At 73.8% G+C, this 17,765-nt stretch carries 17 protein-coding genes; 10 read left to right on the forward strand and 7 right to left on the reverse strand.

The window, feature by feature from the left end; all coding sequences use genetic code 11:
• Nucleotides 1-55: 55 nt before the first annotated feature.
• On the reverse strand, nucleotides 56-757 hold the full coding sequence (locus tag ACZ5CW_RS30565; RefSeq protein WP_468607031.1) for a GntR family transcriptional regulator: 702 nt from the start codon (nucleotides 755-757) through the stop codon (nucleotides 56-58).
• Nucleotides 758-883: 126 nt separating this feature from the next.
• Between ACZ5CW_RS30565 and ACZ5CW_RS30570 the strand changes: the two genes are divergently transcribed.
• The 5 genes from ACZ5CW_RS30570 to ACZ5CW_RS30590 all read left to right on the forward strand — a co-directional run bounded on the left by ACZ5CW_RS30570 (nucleotide 884) and on the right by ACZ5CW_RS30590 (nucleotide 5,416).
• Nucleotides 884-2,203, forward strand: coding sequence for an MFS transporter (locus ACZ5CW_RS30570; RefSeq protein ID WP_468607033.1), 1,320 nt, complete (start codon nucleotides 884-886; stop codon nucleotides 2,201-2,203).
• Nucleotides 2,203-3,039, forward strand: coding sequence for a putative hydro-lyase (locus ACZ5CW_RS30575; protein ID WP_468607035.1), 837 nt, complete (start codon nucleotides 2,203-2,205; stop codon nucleotides 3,037-3,039). The genes ACZ5CW_RS30570 and ACZ5CW_RS30575 overlap by 1 nt, the downstream gene beginning before the upstream one ends.
• A gap of 49 nt (nucleotides 3,040-3,088) precedes the next feature.
• Nucleotides 3,089-3,847, forward strand: coding sequence for a LamB/YcsF family protein (locus ACZ5CW_RS30580; RefSeq protein WP_468607037.1), 759 nt, complete (start codon nucleotides 3,089-3,091; stop codon nucleotides 3,845-3,847).
• Nucleotides 3,844-4,461, forward strand: coding sequence for a 5-oxoprolinase subunit B family protein (locus ACZ5CW_RS30585; RefSeq protein ID WP_468607039.1), 618 nt, complete (start codon nucleotides 3,844-3,846; stop codon nucleotides 4,459-4,461). The genes ACZ5CW_RS30580 and ACZ5CW_RS30585 overlap by 4 nt, the downstream gene beginning before the upstream one ends.
• Nucleotides 4,462-4,546: 85 nt before the next feature.
• The gene (locus ACZ5CW_RS30590) at nucleotides 4,547-5,416 is read left to right on the forward strand and encodes a 5-oxoprolinase subunit C family protein (protein WP_468607041.1); all 870 of its coding nucleotides are present in this window, start codon (nucleotides 4,547-4,549) and stop codon (nucleotides 5,414-5,416) included.
• Here the strand turns inward: ACZ5CW_RS30590 and ACZ5CW_RS30595 are convergent.
• From ACZ5CW_RS30595 to ACZ5CW_RS30615, 5 genes are all read right to left on the reverse strand, one after another.
• Complete coding sequence (locus ACZ5CW_RS30595; RefSeq protein WP_468607043.1) at nucleotides 5,317-6,288, reverse strand: SGNH/GDSL hydrolase family protein; 972 nt, start codon at nucleotides 6,286-6,288, stop codon at nucleotides 5,317-5,319. The genes ACZ5CW_RS30590 and ACZ5CW_RS30595 overlap by 100 nt on opposite strands.
• Nucleotides 6,285-7,460: a glycosyltransferase gene (locus ACZ5CW_RS30600; RefSeq protein ID WP_468607045.1), complete on the reverse strand. Its 1,176-nt coding sequence runs from the start codon at nucleotides 7,458-7,460 to the stop codon at nucleotides 6,285-6,287. Before ACZ5CW_RS30600 ends, ACZ5CW_RS30595 begins: the two co-directional genes overlap by 4 nt.
• Nucleotides 7,457-8,584, reverse strand: coding sequence for a glycosyltransferase family 4 protein (locus ACZ5CW_RS30605; protein ID WP_468607047.1), 1,128 nt, complete (start codon nucleotides 8,582-8,584; stop codon nucleotides 7,457-7,459). Before ACZ5CW_RS30605 ends, ACZ5CW_RS30600 begins: the two co-directional genes overlap by 4 nt.
• 186 nt (nucleotides 8,585-8,770) lie before the next feature.
• Nucleotides 8,771-10,189, reverse strand: coding sequence for a HEAT repeat domain-containing protein (locus ACZ5CW_RS30610; RefSeq protein WP_468607049.1), 1,419 nt, complete (start codon nucleotides 10,187-10,189; stop codon nucleotides 8,771-8,773).
• 300 nt (nucleotides 10,190-10,489) lie between these two features.
• Entirely contained in the window at nucleotides 10,490-10,882 is a 393-nt protein-coding gene (locus ACZ5CW_RS30615; protein ID WP_468607051.1) for an ankyrin repeat domain-containing protein, read from the reverse strand.
• A 308-nt stretch (nucleotides 10,883-11,190) separates the two neighbouring features.
• Here ACZ5CW_RS30615 and ACZ5CW_RS30620 point away from each other — a divergent pair, with 308 nt between their 5' ends.
• Both ACZ5CW_RS30620 and ACZ5CW_RS30625 read left to right on the forward strand, forming a co-directional pair.
• Nucleotides 11,191-11,385, forward strand: a complete 195-nt coding sequence (locus tag ACZ5CW_RS30620; protein WP_258781179.1) for a hypothetical protein — start codon at nucleotides 11,191-11,193, stop codon at nucleotides 11,383-11,385.
• 40 nt (nucleotides 11,386-11,425) lie between these two features.
• Nucleotides 11,426-13,057: an ATP-binding cassette domain-containing protein gene (locus ACZ5CW_RS30625; protein ID WP_468607053.1), complete on the forward strand. Its 1,632-nt coding sequence runs from the start codon at nucleotides 11,426-11,428 to the stop codon at nucleotides 13,055-13,057.
• A gap of 111 nt (nucleotides 13,058-13,168) precedes the next feature.
• Here the strand turns inward: ACZ5CW_RS30625 and ACZ5CW_RS30630 are convergent, their stop codons facing one another.
• The gene (locus ACZ5CW_RS30630) at nucleotides 13,169-14,677 is read right to left on the reverse strand and encodes an SCO1417 family PLP biosynthesis transcription factor (protein WP_468607055.1); all 1,509 of its coding nucleotides are present in this window, start codon (nucleotides 14,675-14,677) and stop codon (nucleotides 13,169-13,171) included.
• Nucleotides 14,678-14,779: 102 nt separating this feature from the next.
• Between ACZ5CW_RS30630 and yczE the strand changes: the two genes are divergently transcribed.
• The 3 genes from yczE to ACZ5CW_RS30645 are packed head-to-tail and all read left to right on the forward strand — an operon-like array spanning nucleotide 14,780 to nucleotide 17,518.
• Nucleotides 14,780-15,433, forward strand: a complete 654-nt coding sequence (gene yczE, locus ACZ5CW_RS30635; RefSeq protein WP_468607057.1) for a membrane protein YczE — start codon at nucleotides 14,780-14,782, stop codon at nucleotides 15,431-15,433.
• A gap of 5 nt (nucleotides 15,434-15,438) precedes the next feature.
• Entirely contained in the window at nucleotides 15,439-16,206 is a 768-nt protein-coding gene (locus tag ACZ5CW_RS30640; RefSeq protein ID WP_468607245.1) for a glycerophosphodiester phosphodiesterase, read from the forward strand.
• Nucleotides 16,154-17,518, forward strand: a complete 1,365-nt coding sequence (locus tag ACZ5CW_RS30645; protein WP_468607247.1) for an MFS transporter — start codon at nucleotides 16,154-16,156, stop codon at nucleotides 17,516-17,518. Before ACZ5CW_RS30640 ends, ACZ5CW_RS30645 begins: the two co-directional genes overlap by 53 nt.
• Nucleotides 17,519-17,765 lie beyond the last annotated feature (247 nt).

Consider the following 17,765-nt stretch of genomic DNA (forward strand, 5'->3'; position numbering starts at 1 on the left):
GGGTGCCGGCCGTCCGTGGCCGGTCGCCGGTTCCCCGGGCCCCTGAGGGGCGCTCCTACTGGGCGCCTTCTTCGCCCACCCGGCGCCGGTACACCTCCACCACCCGGTCCAGGGAGTCCACCAGGTAGGTCTCCAGCAGCCCCTCCGCCCCGCTCCGGTCCCCCGCCTGCAGTGCCTGCAGGATCTGGCGGTTGCGGGCGAGGTACGGCTCGTGCAGCCGGCGTGGGTCGTCGACGACGTGGAAGGCCAGCCGCAGCTCGGCGAAGACGCTGCGCATCAGCTCGTCCGTGCGCTCGCTGCCGGCGAGGGCGACCAGCTCCTGGTGGAAGTGGATGTTGGCGGTACCCATCGCTTTCCAGTCATTCTCGACGGCCGCCGTGTCGCCCTCGGCGACCGCCGAGGCGAGTCCCTGGAGCGGATACGGCGGCTCGCCGAGGCCCCGGACGACGGCGCACTCGACGAGGGACCGCGTGCGGTAGATGTCCTCGACGTCCTCGACGGTCAGCACGCGGACGAACACGCCCCGGTTGAGTTCGTGGACCAGCAGGCGTTCGTGCGTGAGCAGCCGGAACGCCTCGCGCAGGGTGTTGCGGGAGACCCCGAGCGCCCCGCCGATGCTGTCCTCCGACAGCCGGGTGCCGGGTGGGAAGTACCCGTCGGCGATGCGGCTCCTGAGGATGTCCGAAACCCGTTCCGCCGTGCTGGTACGCCCCAGGAGGGCGCGGTCGTCGGCCAGTCCCGCCAGCTGCTCTGCCATGCCCGGAATTCAATCGCAGACACCGGAACGAAACAACGTGGGTATTGAGGGATTGTTGAACGATCCTCTACGGTGCTCCGCACGGCTCACTTCCCCGCACCCTCCGTCCCCTTCTGCGAGGTGCCCATGAGCACGACCCCACCACCACAGTCCGCGCCCTCCGGCACACGACCTGCTTCGGCCGAACACACCACCGAGGACGGCGCGTTCGGCTGGCTGCGCGCCCTCGGCCCGCGCGGCCGGCGGGCCTTCGCCGGTGCTTTCGGCGGATATGCCCTGGATTCCTACGACTACTTCACCCTGCCCCTGAGCATGGTGGCGCTCTCGGCGTACTTCGGCCTGGACAGCGGCCAGACCGGTCTGTTCACCACCGTCACGCTGGTGGTCTCCGCGATCGGCGGCGCCGTGGCGGGCGTGGTCGCGGACCGGGTGGGCCGGGTCAGGGCCCTGATGATCACGGTGATCACCTATGCGGTCTTCACCGTGGCCTGCGGCTTCGCGCCCACCTACGAGACGCTGCTGGTCTTCCGCGCGCTGCAGGGACTCGGTTTCGGCGGCGAGTGGGCGGTCGGGGCGATCCTGGTGGCCGAGTACGCGAGCGCGCGGCACCGGGGTCGTACGCTCGGCGCGATCCAGAGTTCCTGGGCGGTCGGCTGGGCACTGGCGGCGATCGTCTACACGCTGGTCTTCACCTTCCTCGGCGACGACCTGGCCTGGCGGGTGATGTTCTGGACCGGCGCGCTGCCCGCCCTGCTCGTGGTGTGGCTGCGCCGCCGGGTGCACGACGCCCCCAGGGCGACGGTGGCCCGCGAACAGGACCCCGGGCGGGGCTCGTTCGCGGCGATCTTCCGGCCGGGCCGGGACGGCGCCCCGGGCCTGCTGCGCACCACGGTCTTCGCGGGACTGCTCTCCACGGGCGTGCAGGGCGGCTACTACACGCTGGCGACGTGGGTGCCGACGTACCTGAAGTCCGAGCGCGGCCTGTCGGTCGTCGGCACCGGCGGCTATCTGACCTTCCTGATCTCCGGCGCCTTCCTCGGCTATCTGACCGGCGGCCACCTCACCGACCGGCTCGGCCGGCGGAACAACATCTGGCTGTTCGCGCTGCTGTCGGCCGTGTGCGTCCTGGCGTACGCGAACATCCCCGCCGGCGCCGACACCCTGCTGCTGGTGCTCGGTTTCCCGCTCGGCTTCTGCATGTCGGCGATCTTCAGCGGCTTCGGCTCCTACCTGAGCGAGCTGTACCCGACGGCGGTGCGCGGCACCGGTCAGGGCTTCACGTACAACACGGGCCGCGCGGTGGGCGCGGTCTTCCCGACCCTGGTGGGCTACCTGGCGGACAGCTGGGGCGTGGGCGGTGCGCTGGTCTTCGGGGCGATCGGCTACGGCCTCGCGGCACTGGCGCTGCTCGGGCTGCCGGAGACGCGCGGGAAGGAGCTTGCGTGATGCGGTCGCACCGTACCGAGGACCGGCCGGTCGCCACGATCGACGAGCACGCGCACGCGTGGAGCCCGAAAGCCGCGCGGGCCCGCTTCCGCGAGGGCCTGGCCGGCCCCACGGCCGGGGTCGCGGCCGGCCACACCCAGGCGAACCTGATCGCGGTGCCCGCCGACTGGGCCTACGACATGATGCTGTTCTGCCAGCGCAATCCCAGGCCCTGCCCGGTGCTCGACGTCACGGACGCCGGTGCCACGACGACCGTCCTCGCCGCGGGCGCCGACCTGCGCACCGACCTGCCGCGCTACCGGGTGTGGCAGGACGGCGAGCTGGTCGAGGAGCCCACGGACGTACGCGCGTACTGGCGGGACGACCTCGTGTCGTTCCTGCTCGGGTGCAGCTTCACCTTCGAGTGGGCGCTGGCCCGGGCGGGTGTGCCGATCCGCCACGTCGAACAGGGCCGCAACGTGCCGATGTACGCGACCGGCCGCGAGTGCCGTGCCGCGGGCAGGCTGCGCGGGCCGATGGTGGTGTCCATGCGCCCCGTGCCGCCCGAGCACCTCCGTGCCGCGATCCGGGAGAGCAGCCTGCTGCCGGCCGTGCACGGCGGGCCCGTGCACTGCGGCGACCCCGCCGCCCTCGGCATCGAGGACCTGGCCCGGCCCGACTTCGGCGACCCGGTGACCCTCGCCGACGGCGACATCCCGGTGTTCTGGGCCTGCGGAGTGACCCCGCAGGCGGCGGTGACGGCCTCCAGGCCGCCGTTCGCCCTCACCCACGCGCCGGGCCAGATGTTCCTGACCGACGCCCGCGACGAGCAGTACCGGCTGGTCGGCATCGACTGAGCCGGGTGACCCCGACCGACGACACGCGAACCGGAGACACGAGAACACCATGACCGCGATCGATCTGAACGCCGACCTCGGCGAGGGCTTCGGCCGCTGGCGGCTGACCGACGACGAACAGCTGCTGTCCGTCGTCACCAGCGCCAACGTGGCCTGCGGGTTCCACGCCGGGGACGCGGCCACGATGCGCCGGGTGTGCGAACTGGCGGCCGAGCGCGGGGTGGTGATCGGCGCGCAGGTGTCCTACCGGGACCTCGCCGGGTTCGGGCGGCGGGCGATGGACGTGCCGCCCGCTGAACTGGCGGCCGAAGTGGCCTACCAGATCGGGGCCTTGGAGGTGTTCGCGCGGGCCGCCGGGGCGCGCGTGGCCTACGTCAAGCCGCACGGGGCGCTGTACAACCGGGTCGTGCACGACGAGGAACAGGCCCGCGCGGTGCTCGACGGCGTGCTCCTCGCCGGCGCCGGGCTGCCGGTGCTGGGCCTGCCCGGCTCGCGTCTGCTGGAGCTGGCCGCGAAGGCGGGGTTGCCGGCCGTCACGGAGGCGTTCGCGGACCGCGCCTACACCGACGAGGGCACGCTGGTCCCCCGCGGCCGGGACGGGGCGGTGGTGACCGACCCGGAGGCCGTGGTGGAGCGCTCGGTGGGCCTCGCGCGTGCCGGCTCGGTCACCGCGCACTCCGGCGTGCGTATCCAGGTGCGCGCCCGCTCGCTGTGTCTGCACGGCGACACGCCCGGCGCGGTGGAACTGGCCCGCCGGGTGCGCGAGCGGCTGGTGGCGGCGGGGGTGCGCGTGGAGGCCTTCGCATGAGGGCGCTTCCTGTCGGCGACGACGCGCTGCTCGTCGAGGTGTCCTCGGGCGAGGAGGCGCAGGCCCTGCACGCGCAGTTGCTGCGGCGCCGCGCGGAGGGCTCGCTGACCGTCCGCGAGATCGTGCCCGCGGCCCGGACGGTCCTGCTCGACGGCCTGGACGACCCGGTCCGCTGGGTGTCCGAACTGACCTCCTCCCGAGTGCCGCCGTCGCCTGCACGCGCACGTGAGCTGATCGAACTGCCCGTGCGCTACGACGGCCCGGACCTCGCGGAGGTCGCCGCGCACTGGAAGGTGGCCGACTCCGAGGTGGCCCGCATCCACGCCGGAATCGAATTCACGGTGGCCTTCTGCGGGTTCGCCCCCGGCTTCGGCTACCTCACCGGGCTGCCGGCCCGCTACGACGTCCCGCGCCGGGCCACCCCGCGCACCGCGGTCCCGGCCGGTGCCGTGGCTCTGGCGGGCCCCTACACGGGGGTGTACCCGCGTTCCTCGCCGGGCGGCTGGCAGCTGATCGGCACGACGGATGCGGTGCTGTGGGACCACGCGCGCGTACCGGCCGCTCTGCTGACACCGGGGGCACGCGTGCGGTTCGTACCGGTGGAGGGCGCATGAGCGGGCCACGCGCGCGTGCGCCTCGTGTCCGGGCAGCGTGGACGACCGCCCACGCGCGCGCGGACGCCGTACCCGGGGAGGACGCATGAGCGACCGCGCGCTCGTCGTCGTGCGTTCCGGGGCGCTGACCACCGTGCAGGACCGCGGGCGGCCGGGGTACGCGCATCTCGGCGTGCCCCGCTCCGGGGCGCTCGACCCGCCCGCGGCGGCGCTCGTCAACCGGCTCGTCGGCAACCCACCGGACGCGGCCGTCCTGGAGACGACCCTCAACGGCTGTGCGGTGCGCCCCCGTTCCACGGTGACCGTGGCGGTCGGCGGCGCGCCCTGCCCGGTCGCGGTGGGCGGCCGGCCGGCCGCGTGGGGCGCCCCCGTCGTCGTGCCGGCCGGTGAGCTGCTGGAGGTGGGGGCGGCCACGGCCGGCGTGCGCAGTTACGTGGCCGTCTCCGGCGGAATCGCCGTGGAGCCGGTTCTCGGCAGCCGTGCCACGGACCTGCTGTCCGGCCTCGGTCCGGCACCGCTCGCCGACGGCATGGTGCTGCCTCTCGGCACCTCGGCCGGGCCGCCCGCGCGCGTGGACGGCGTGCCGCAGCCGCGGCCTCCGGCCGGCCTCGTGCTCCGGGTGACCCCGGGGCCGCGCGCCGACTGGTTCACGGCCGGGGCGGTCCGTGATCTCACCACGCGCGCGTACCGGGTCTCCTCGGCGAGCAACCGCATCGGCCTGCGCACCGAGGGGCCCGCGCTGCAGCGGGCCCGGCCCGGTGAGCTGCCCAGCGAGGGCATGGTCCTGGGCGCGGTCCAGGTCCCCCCGGACGGGCGCCCGGTGGTCTTCCTGGCGGACCATCCGACCACCGGTGGCTACCCGGTGATCGCCGTGGTCCGCCCCACCGACCTCCCCGCGGCCGCGCAAGCGACACCCGGAACACCGGTCCGGTTCGTGGCCGTGCGCCGGCGCTGAGCGTCGACGCCGTCCGAGGCGCGCAGCGGGAGCGCCGCGAGGGCAGCCGAGGCCGCCGCAGACGCGCGCAGGTCGAGGCGTGCGCTGGTGCCGCGTGCGTGGTGGTGCAGTTCGTCCGCGGCGAGGCGCAGCAGCTGCGGCAGCAGGTCACCGCACCGCCGGGCCACCCAGCCGGTACCGGCGGTGGCGAGCCACCACAGGTTCGCCGTCCGGGTCGGTGCGGGGAACTCCGGTTCGGGCGAGGGCGGCCGGCCGGTCGCCTGTCCTGCCTCGGCGAGCAGGGCGTGGAAGCGGACGGCGAGCTGCCGGTGGCCGCGCTCGCCCGGGTGCAGCCGGTCGGCGCTCCACAGGGTGCGGTCGGAGATCCAGTCGCCGTCCGCCGCGTGCAGGTGGACGGCGCCGTACCGGTCGGACAGCGCGTGGACGACGGTGTTGACCGCCCGCTGCCGACGGGCCAGCGGGCGGGCCAGCGCCCCTGGGAGCCCCAGCATGGCGCCGGGGTCGGGCAGGCAGGCGGTGAGCAGGGTGGCGCCCTGGCCGGTGAGGCCGGCGTAGACCTGGTCGAGGTCGGCGGCCACGGCGTGGATGTCGAAGGTGTGGCGCAGCGTGTCGTTCACGCCGACGATCACGGACGCCAGGTGGGGACGCAGATCGAGGGCTGCCGGGGTCTGCCGCTCGCGGACGTCCCGGGTCTGCGCCCCGCTGACCGCGAGGTTGGTGAACTCCAGGGACGCGACGTCCGCCGCCTCCCCCGCTCGCGCGGCGAGGGCAGCCGCCAGCAGCGCGGCCCAGCCCCGCCGGCCGGCCCCTGCGGGGTCGCCCACGCCCTCGGTCAGCGAGTCCCCGAGGGCGACGAAGCGGACGGACCTCATGCCACGCCCTCCTGCATGGTGCGGTGCGCGTCCGTGCGGCGCAGGACCTGGGCGTCGTGGGCCGCCAGGAACGCCTCCACGGCCGTTCCCCAGCCGAAGCACTCCGCACGCGCGCGTGCGGCCTCCCGCCGCTCGGGCTCGCCGCGTTCCAGGAGCAGTTCCACGGCGTCCGCGAACGCCTGCCCGTGGCCGGCCGCGGTCGCCCCGGCGGACCCGACGACCTCGGGCAGCGCGGACGACGCGCTCGCCACCACGGGCGTGCCGCACGCCATGGCCTCCAGGGCGGCGAGCCCGAAGGTCTCGGCGGGCCCGGGGGCGAGGCAGACGTCGGCGGACGCCTGGAGCGCACCGAGGGCGGCCCGGTCGGAGACGTGCCCCAGGAAGGTCACCGGCAGCCCGCGCTCGCGCGCACGCTGCTCCAGCCGGGCCCGCAGCGGCCCGTCCCCGGCCACCACGAGCGCCGTCCGCCGGCCGCGCCGCAGCAGCGCCTCCAGCGCGTCCAGGGCGGTACCGGGGCGCTTCTCCACGGACAGCCGGGAGCACATCACGAGCAGCGCCTCGTCCACGCGCGCGTACTGTGCGCGCAGCTCCGGGTCGCGCAGGGCGGGGTGGCGTTCCATCAGGTCGACGCCCAGGGGGGCGCGTACGACGTTGCGCGCGCCGATGCGCACGAACTCTCGCTCGGCGAACCCCGTCGTGCACACCACTCTCGCGTACACGTGCGCGGTGCGGGTGTTGAGGGCGTCGGCGGCCCGGCGGGAGAGGTTCTCGGACAGGCCCCAGGTGCGCAGTACGCCGTCGGCGGTCTCGTGGGAGACCATCACGGCGGGCACGCGGGCGCGGCGGGCCCAGCGGCCGGTCCAGCGCAGGGTCGTGCGGTCGCAGACCTCCAGGCGGTCTGGGGCCAGCTCCTCCAGGAGGGCGGCCACGCGCCGCTTGTCGGTCAGGACGCGGTAGCCGCCGGTGCCGGGCAGCGGCGGGCCGGGCAGGGTGATGACCCGGCCCTGCTCGGTGTCGCGGTCGGTGTGCCGTTCGCCGGGCACGATCAGCACCGGTTCGTGGCCCGCCGCGCGATAGCCCCTGCCGAGTTCCCGCAGGGCGGTGCGCAGGCCGCCGGAGGCCGGGGCGACGAAGTTGGCGAGCCGGACGATGCGCAGGGGGTGGCCGGTCATGCCGCCACCGCCGTCTTCCGTGCCGCGAGCACGTCGTCGTAGTGGGCGAGGAGCTGGTCGCCCACGGCGGCCCAGGTGCGGCCCTCGACCATGGTGCGGGCGGCGGCGCCGTACGCGGCACGCCGTGCGGGATAGGCGGCCAGTGTGCGGACCGCCTCCTGGACGGCGAGGGCGTCGTGTGGCGGGACGAGCAGGCCGGTGCGGCCGTGGGCGACCAGGTCGAGCGGGCCGCCGGCGGCCGGCGCAACGACCGGGATGCCGCTGGCCATGGCCTCCTGGACGGTCTGGCAGAACGTCTCGAAGGGGCCGGTGTGCACGAAGAGGTCCAGCGAGGCGAAGATCCGGGCGAGGTCGTCACCGGTGCGGCGGCCGAGGAAGACCGCGCCGGGCAGGGCCTCGGTCAGGTGCGCCTGGCTGGGCCCGTCGCCGACGACCACGACCCGTACACCCGCCAGGCCGCAGACTCCGGCGAGGAGTTCCACGTGCTTCTCGGGGGCGAGCCGGCCGACGTAGCCGACGATCGGCTCGCCGTTCGGGGCGAGTTCGCGGCGCAGGGACTCGTCACGGCGCTCTGGCCGGAATCGTACGGTGTCCACGCCACGTGGCCACAGCCGCACCCGGGGCACGCCGTGGGCTTCCAGGTCCTCGAGGGCGGAGCTGGAGGGGGCCAGGGTGCGGTCGGCGGCGGCGTGCACGGAGCGGATCCGCCGCCAGGCGGCCGCCTCTCCCGCGCCCATGTAGGTGCGGGCGTAGCCGGCCAGGTCGGTCTGGTAGACCGCGACGGCGGGGGTGCCGAGGCGGGCGGCGGCGGCCATGCCGCGGACGCCGAGGACGAAGGGACTGGCCAGGTGGACGAGGTCGGCGCGGTGCTCGGTGAGCGCCGCGGCGAGGCGTCGGCTGGGGAGGGCGACGCGGACCTGGGGATAGCCGGGGAGGGGGAGGGAGGGGACACGGACGACCGGGCACGGGGCGTCCGTGTCCGGGGCGCTGCCGGGTGCTGCGGCCGGCGCGACGACGAGCGGGAGGTGACCGCGATCTACGAGGTGCCGGGCGGTCTGGAGCGCGCAGTGGGCCACGCCGTTCACATCGGGGGGAAAGGATTCGGTCACGATGACGACACGCATACGGGTGTTGTCGCCGTACTGGACGTGGCCGCGTCAACTTCGATCTTTCCGCGCGGGGAACGTCCCATGAGCGTTGGACTGCACACCCGAGCAGGTCAGACGGCCGTCATGGCCGCCTGACCCGCGGGTCACCCGGTGTTCACACAGCGGGCGGTCGTCCGCCCGCCGTGTGTGCGGAAAAGGGGGTCAGCCGACGGCGGTGTCCGGGCCGAAGCGGCTGCGTACCGCCGTCTGCACCTCGTCCTCCTCGGCCGGGTCGGCGGCCAGGCGGCGGAGGCGTTCCACGACCCGGGTGTCACCGGTCTCGGCGTGCCGGGCGGCGACCTCGCGGGTGCTCTCCTCGCAGTCCCACAGGCACTCGACGGCGAAGCCGGTGGCGAAGGAGGGGTCGGTCGCGGCCAGGGCCCGGGCTGCGCGGCCGCGCAGGTGGGAGGAGGCCGTCTCGCGGTAGACGTGGCGCAGCACGGGGGCCGCGCAGACGATGCCGAGCCGTCCGGCGCCGTCGACGAGGGTCCACAGGGTGGGTGCGTCGGGGCCTTCGCCGCGTACGGCCTCACGGAGGGCGCCGAGGACGAGGTCGCTGTCCTGGGTGCCGCCGCGGCAGGCGAGCATGCGTCCGGCGGCGGCGCCGAGCACGTCGGGGCGCTGGGCCCAGCCGCGCGCGCGGTCGACGGCGGCGACACTGCGCATCCGTTCGAAGGCGTCGACGGCCGCCTCCACGACGGGTGCCGTGCCATCGGTGACGGCGGCCTCGATCAGGCCGAGGGCGTCGGGGTCGTTGTTGTCGGCGAGGTAGCGCAGGGCGGTGCAGCGGGCTCCGTCCATGCCGTTCCTGGCCGCCTGGAGGATCTCGGGCCGGTCCTCGGGGCCGGCCACGGCGACCAGGCAGCGGGCGGCGGGGACGTGGAGGGCGGCACCGCGCTCCATGCCCTGCTGGGCCCACTCGAACACGGCGCGCACGCTCCAGCCGGGGCGCGGACCGGAGGGCCGCATCTGCCGCTGCCAGCGGTCGAAACAGCCGGTCTCCTGGGCGGCACGCACACGCGTGGCGATCGATTCCCGCGGATCCTCGGCCCACAGCCGCCAGGGCCGCGGTTCGAAGGCGTCGCGTACGGCGGCGGCCAGCTCGGCCTCGCCCTCGGGATCGGCGGGGAAACGGGCCAGGACGGGAGCGGCGAGGGCGCGCAGGCCCGCGTCGTCGTCCCGCAGGGCCAGCTCGTCCAGGGCCCAGGCCCAGTTGGAGCCGTGGGCGGCGTACCTGCGCAGCAGTTCGAGCGCGTCGCGCCTGCCGTAGGAGGCGAGGTGCCCGAGGACGGCCAGGGCGAGGCCGGTACGGGACTCGTCGGTGTCGAGGACGTCCTCGGGGTCGAAGAGGTGCGCCTCGACGGCGTCCAGCTCGCCGTTCAGGTCGAGGTAGAGCCGGGCGTAGTAGAGGGAGCGGTTCTCCACCTGCCAGTCGTGGCGGGGGTCGCGCAGCACACAGTGGTTCAGGGCCGCGAGCGCTTCGGCGCGCGGGGCGGTGAGCGCGTGCAGCGTGCCGTCGCCACGGCCTCGCTGGAGCAGCCCGAGCAGCGTACCGCTGGGCGCTATGACCGGATCGAACATGGGAAACAGCCTCACATCAAGCGTCGACGCAACCGGGGAACACGCACTACCTGGCCGCGTGACACAACGTCGGAGCGCCCGCCGTCTCTTGCTTGCTGTAGACCATCTCTCTCTGCCTCTCGTCGGTGGCCCATGCGGACCGCATCACGGTCCGCGCGGTGCGGCAACACCTGCCCAGCCATCGCGTCCGTGAATCACGACGTCATGATGACCCGCGGTGTGTGCTGCCGCGACCGTATTTCCGGCGGCCCTTTACCGCCTCCCCCGTTTTCTGTGTCGTACCTGATCAGGACGTTCGGGTCAGCTGACGCCGAACAGTTCCAGGAGTTCCGTCCTGCCGAACATCCGGGCCGTGTCGACGGCCGACGGCGTCCCTGCGGAAGGGTCGGCTCCGCCCTCCAGGAGGGCCTTGATCACTTCGGTCTCGCCCTTGAAGACGGCACCCGCCAGCGGGGTCTGACCACGGTCGTTGATCCGGTTCGCCTCCGCACCACGGCCTAGCAGCGCGCGCACCGCGTCGGCGTGACCGTGGTAGGCGGCGAGCATCACCAGGGAGTCGCCCCGGTCGTTGGTGAGGTTGGCCGGAACACCCGCGTCGACGTACGCCACGAGCGCCTCGGTCTCGCCCCGGCGGGCCAGATCGAAGATCTTGGTCGCCAGCTCCACGACCTCGGGGTCGGGGGCTTCACTCATCGGCCGAACCGCCTCTCCTTCGAACTTCGGTGATGTCACGGAGCGTACGGCAGTGAGCGGAACGCGGCCGTACGAGTGAATCGCCAGCGTACTGGCTCGCGCGGTACATGACCCGATGTGCCCGAGGTAAAGATCACCCGCAGGCCCCGCCGAAGGTAACAGACCTGGTCAACCGGGCCGGAACGGCTCCGCCGAGTGGGCGAAATCCACCACTTTTCACCCAGTTGCACCTTTAATCGTATGGATACATCCTGTGATCCTGGAAGAACTCATGGTGACTGTCCCCTCTCGACACCAGGAGACCCGAAATGATCCTCTCCCTGTCAGGCGTCCTGCTGCTCGGCATCATCGTCTTCCTCTTCTTCCGGAAGGACGGGCTCAAGGGCTCGCACGCGTGCACGTCGGCGCTGTTCGGGTTCTACCTCGCCAGCACGGGCATCGCCCCCAGCATCAAGGCCGGCGGCGAGAGCCTCGCGAGCCTCCTCGGCGGCATCAAGTTCTGATCCCGTCGGTCCCGTCCGTACGCACCCACAGGAGACAGCAGTGGCCCGGCGCCCTCTCCCCCGCATTCTGAGCAAGGACAGCGCCCAGATCGCCCGGACGCAGATCGCCCGGAGCCGGGAGCTGGCCCGGACGGCGGCCGACAGCGCCACCGACGTCCTCCACCCGCTGATCACCGTCTCGCGCGGGCTGCGCCGGCTGGCCTCGGCCGGGCGGCGCAAGTGGGCGGACACGCCCAAGGACAAACGCGGGCCGCTGCTGTTCCTGGTGGCCTCCGTGATCCTGGTCGTGGCGCTGGTGCCGTACGGGCCGCTGCTCGCCGTCGTCACCCTGATGGCGGCGGCGGCCTGGCAGGGCCGGGACCGCACCCCGGCGGCGCCCGAAGGGCCCGACGAAGCCCAGGCGGAACGGCTCCAGGCGCTGTACGAGGCCCTGGTGCCGTACTTCTCCGGCCCCGAGGACCCGGCGCCGCTGTACGCGCACGGCGGGGAGTGGCAGAAGGCCTTCACCGCGCACGAGTTCGACGACGGCGGACGCGTCTGCCATCTCGTGATCCGCTACCCCGCCTACTTCGCGGACGGCGAGCCCGCGGCCCGCGCCCGGATCGAGCAGCTGCTCACCGCCAAGGCCGGCCGGGGGCGCGAGTACCACTTCGCGTGGGACGAGGAGGGCAACCAGCTCACCGTCACCGTCCTCGCCCCGCTGCCCACCGACATCGCCGCCCAGCACTTCGTCACCGCGCCCGGCGAGACCGTCCTCGGCTTCACCGACCCGAGCGAGGTCCAGCGCACGCTTCCCCTCTCCTACGGAGAGGAACAGGTCGACATCCCGCCGGTGGTCTGGCGCACCGGCGTCCGCTCCACCGAGCCGCACCTGCTGGCCATGGGTCACCCCGGCAGCGGTACCTCGACACTGCTGCGGTCCGTCGCCCTGCAGGCCCTGCGGTGCGGCGACGTACTGATCGTCGACGGCGGCGGCACGGGTGAGTACGCGTGCCTGACCGGCCGGGACGGTGTGCTGGCCGTGGAGTGCGCCCTCCCCGGGGCACTGGCCAGCCTGGAGTGGGCCGCGCAGGAGACCGAGCGGCGGCTCATCGCGATCAATCTGGCCCGGCAGGCCGGCGACCCGCCGCCGGCGGACACCCGGCGTCCGCTGTGGATCCTGCTGGACCGCCCGAGCGTCTTCGCCCACCTCGCGGCGACCGACGGCCGCAAGGATCCGCAGGCGCTGCTCCAGGTGCCGTTGCGGCACGGCCGCGCCGCGAACGTGACCGTGGTCGTGGCCGAGCAGTTCGACAGCGCGGAGGCGCTCAGCGACGCGGTACGGCAGCACACACGCGCGCGTGTCGTGCTCGGGCCCGCGGCACCGCGGCAGGTGGAGGAGGTGCTAGGGGTGCCGCCGCACACGACGCCGATGGGGCATGTGACGCCGGGGCGGGGGTATGCCCGGCTGGGGTCCGGTCCGGTGCACCGGCTTCAGGTGCCGCGGACGCCTGATCCGTACGACGACGCGACGAGCGACGTGGACCGGCAGGCGGTGCTGGAGTTGCTGCCGCCGCGAACCACTCCGGCGGACGCGGAGCCGGCGGTCACGGCGGAGCCCACGGATCTGACGAAGCCGGCGACCGACTCGGCACCGGTGCCCGTGGAAGCCATGGCCGCCGAGACCTCCTAGGCCCCCTGCACCACCCCGGCCGCACGACCACCCACAGCCGGACGCCGCCCCGAAGGGGCGCGGGGACTGCGCGGCCAGCCCCCACCGGCCCGCGGCCGAAGACGCGGCCGGCTACGCCACGAACGTGCGCGGAGGCTCCGTGCCGCCCGTCATCCCCGTCTCCACCAGGCGAGCCGCGGCGGCGAGCCGTACCGCCGCCTCCTCCGCCACCGCTCCCCCGACGGTGAACGGAAGCCGGACGTAGCCCTCGAAGGCGCCGTCGACGCCGAAGCGGGGGCCGGAGGGGACGCGGACACCGACCCGCTCGCCCGCTTCCGCGAGGCGGGAGCCGGAGAGGCCGCCGGCGCGGACCCAGAGGGTCAGGCCGCCCTGCGGGATCTCGAACTCCCAGTCGGGCAGTTCGCGGTGGATCGCGGCCACGAGGGCGTCACGGTTCTCCCGGGCCTGGGCGCGGCGCAGCTCGACCGCCTGCTCCCAGCCCCCGGTACTGAAGAGCCAGTTCACGGCCAGCTGTTCCAGCACCGGCGTGCCCAGGTCGGCGTACGCGCGCGCGGCGACCAGACTGCGGATGACGTCCGGCGCCGCACGCACCCAGCCGATCCGCATGCCCGCCCAGAACGCCTTGCTGGCCGAGCCGACCGTGATCACCGTGGAGCCGGCCGGATCGAAGCCGCACACCGGGCGGGGCATGCCGCCTTCGCTGACGTCCTCGTCGAGCCACAGTTCGGTCATCGTCTCGTCGGCGACGAGGACCGTGCCCGCCGAGCGGGCCGCGTCCACCAGCCGGCGCCGCTGGTCCTCGTCGGCGAGGGCGCCGGTGGGGTTGTGGAAGTCGGCGACGACATAGGCGATGCGGGGCGCGGCCTCGCGCAGGACCTGGCGCCAGCGGTCCATGTCCCAGCCGGACAGGCCCTCGGCCATCGCGACGGGCACGAGTCGCGCACCGGCCTCCCGCATCAGCTGGAGGATGTTGGCGTAGGACGGCGACTCCACGGCGATGCGCTCGCCGCGGCCCGCGAAGAGATGACAGATCGCGTCTATGGCGCCCATGGCGCCGGTCGTCACCATGATCTGCTCCGGCATGGTGGGGATCCCGCGGGCCGTGTAGCGCTCGGCGATCATCGAGCGCAGGGCGGGCAGCCCGGCCGGATAGTCGCCGTGCGTGTGGGCGTACGGAGGCAGCTCCTCCAGGGCGCCCTGTACGGCGCGGGTGAGCCACGGCTCGGGCGCCGGGAGCGAGGCGCAGCCCAGGTCGATCACCGAGCCCAGGGCCTCCGGGGGCAGGGGTTCCAGGCCACGGGCCGGGATCGGGTTGCCCGCCGGTACGGCGGTCCAGCTGCCCGCTCCGCGCCGGGACTCCAGGAAGCCCTCGCTGCGCAGGGCCTCGTAGGCGGCCGCGACCGTGGTGCGGCTCACGGAGAGGGCCAGGGCGAGTTCCCGCTCGGCGGGCAGACGGGCGGCCACCGGGACGCGGCCCTCCAGCACCAGCAGCCGGATGCCGTCGGCGAGCGCGCGGTAGGCGGGCGGGCGGCGGGTACCGGGGCCGGCGGGCCGCTCCTGCTGGGAGGTGAGGAGCCGGGCGAGCTGCGCGGCTCCCACCGCCGAGGTCCACTGCGCCATGACGATCAGTCCACCTTCCCCGAATTGGCCATGGAAGCCGATTCATCCCAAGCCACAGAGTGTCATGCGTCAGGCCAGTGCCACCACCCAGGGGGGAATGTCGTGTCCACTCGGGACCGTCTCGGACGACGGTTGATCCAGCTGTACGCCGGACTCGCGCTGTACGGCGCGAGTTCCGCGCTGCTCGTGGAGGCGGGCCTCGGCCTCGAGCCGTGGAACGTGCTGCACCAGGGGCTCGCGGAACTCACCGGGCTGACCATCGGCACGGTGTCGATCGTCGTGGGCGCGGCGGTGCTGCTCCTGTGGATCCCGCTGCGCCAGCGCCCCGGGCTCGGGACGGTCTCCAACGTCTTCGTCGTCGGCCTCGCCATGGACGGCACGCTCGCGCTCGTGCCGGAGGCCCACTCCTTCGCCGTACGGATCCCGCTCCTGCTCGCCGGGATCGTGCTGAACGGCGTGGCGACCGGCCTGTACATCGCCGCGCGCTTCGGGCCGGGCCCGCGCGACGGGCTGATGACGGGCCTGCACCGGCGCACCGGCCGCTCGATCCGGCTGATGCGGACGGTGGTCGAGGTGGCGGTGGTGGTCACCGGGTTCGTGCTCGGCGGCACCATCGGGGTGGGCACCGTGCTGTACGCCGTGTCCATCGGTCCGCTGGCCCAGCTGTTCCTGCGGATGTTCGCCGTCCCCGCGGCATCGGGTGGCGGCACGGTCGTTGCCGCCGCGACACCGGAGCGAGCGATACTGCGTTCGTGACCCTCATGACGCCGTCCACGCGCCACCCGTACCTCGACCACCCGGGCCCCCTCGCCTTCGCTCACCGGGGCGGGGCCGCCGAGGGGCTGGAGAACACCGTGGCGCAGTTCCGGCGCGCGGTCGGGCTGGGCTACCGGTACATCGAGACCGATGTGCACGCGACGGCGGACGGCAGGCTCGTCGCCTTCCACGACGCGACCCTGGACCGGGTGACCGACGGCGCGGGCCGGATCGCCGACCTGCCGTGGGAGGACGTACGGCACGCGCGCGTGGGCGGCCGCGAACCGGTGCCGCTGTTCGAGGAGTTGCTGGAGACCTTCCCCGACGTCCGCTGGAACGTCGACGTCAAGGCGGAGCCCGCCCTGCGCCCCCTGCTCGAGCTGATCGAGCGCACGAACGCCTGGGACCGGGTCTGCGTGGGCTCCTTCTCCGAGGCACGCGTCCTGCGGGCCCAGCGCCTGGCGGGGCCTCGACTGGCCACCTCCTTCGGCACCCGCGGGGTGCTCGGCCTGCGGCTGCGCTCCTGGGGGCTGCCGGCCGCGGTGCGCCGGTCGGCCGTCGCGGCGCAGGTGCCCGAGGCCCAGTCGGGCGTCCCGGTGGTCGACCACCGCTTCGTCCGCGCCGCCCACGCGCGCGGGCTGCAGGTGCACGTGTGGACGATCAACGAGCCGGAGCGGATGCACCGGCTCCTCGACCTGGGAGTCGATGGCATCATGACCGATCACATCGACACGTTGCGCAAGGTCATGGAGGACCGCGGCGTCTGGGTCTGACCGCCCGGGCCCCGGGACCGCGCCTTCGCACGGCACTTCGGCGGGGAAGCGAGGGCACGGGTGGGCACCGACACCGTGCGCACACGGGCGGCGGACGAGAGCGCCGGCCTCGGTCGCGGAGAACGCCGCGGACGCCGACGGCTATGTGCATCCGCTGGGCGTCCCGGTCCGGGCGGGCTCCCTCTTCGCCTACTCGGTGTCCCTGTCGGTGATCCTCGCCGTCGTCGTGATGCCCCTCGTGGGCGGCGCGGCGGACCGTACGGGCCGCAGGAAGCCGCTGCTCGCGGCGGCGGCGTACACCGGGGCGGCCGCGACCACCGGCATGTTCTTCCTCGACGGCGACCGGTATCTGCTCGGTGGGGCGCTGCTCGTCGTGGCGAACGCGGCGCAGTCCGTCGCGATGATGCTCTACAACTCCTACCTGCCGCAGATCGCCCCGCCCGAGCAGCGCGACGCGGTCTCCTCCCGGGGCTGGGCGTTCGGCTACGCGGCGGGGGCTCTGGTTCTCGTGGCCGATCTGGTCCTGTACTCGGCGCACGGCTCCTTCGGCCTGTCCGAGACGGCCGCGGTCCGCGTCTGCCTGGCCTCGGCGGGTCTGTGGTGGGGCGCCTTCACCCTCGTACCGCTGCGCAGGCTCCGCGACCGGCACGCGCGCGTGGAGCGCGCGACCGCGCCCGGTCTGCGGCAGCTCGCCGCGACGGTCCGGGACATGCGCCGGCATCCCCTGACGCTGGCGTTCCTGCTGGCGTACCTCGTCTACAACGACGGCATCCAGACGGTGATCTCGCAGGCCTCGGTCTACGGCTCCGAGGAGCTGGGGCTCGGGCAGTCGACGCTCATCGGTGCCGTGCTGCTGGTGCAGGTGCTCGCCGTGGCCGGGGCGCTGGCGATGGGGCGGCTGGCCCGGACGTACGGGGCGCAGCGGACGATCCTGGGCTCCCTGGTGGCCTGGACGGTGACTCTGGCGGCCGGGTACTTCCTGCCCGCGCGGGCCCCGGTGTGGTTCTTCCTGCTGGCCTGCGGGATCGGGCTGGTCCTCGGCGGCAGCCAGGCGCTGTCCAGGTCGCTGTACTCCCACCTGGTGCCGCCGGGCAAGGAGGCCGAGTACTTCTCGGCCTACGAGATGAGCGATCGCGGGATGAGCTGGCTCGGCCCGCTGCTGTTCGGCGTGACCTACCAGCTGACCGGGAGCTATCGCGCCGCGATCATCTCGCTGGTGGCCTTCTTCGTCATCGGCTTCGCGCTGCTCGCCCGGGTCCCGGTGCGGCGTGCGATCGGCGCGGCGGGCAACCCGGTTCCGGAAAAGATCTAGCACCGATTTAGCGTTCAACACGAAAGGGCGGTAGTGTACGCGTTTGGCCTGCCAGGCGTACCGTTACTGCGCGTCAAAGATGCCGAAACGCTGGGTGACATCTGCTAGCAGATGTGACAAACCGGGCGCCTGTGGGTAGAACAAGGGGCGGCTACGACGGCGACGCATGACCCGGAACGGGAATCTTTACCGCCGACCGGACGTTGACCGGATGACGACGACAGCGACACCTGTCCTGTGGGCGACA

The sequence above is a fragment of the Streptomyces sp. NPDC031379 genome (genome assembly GCF_055569615.1).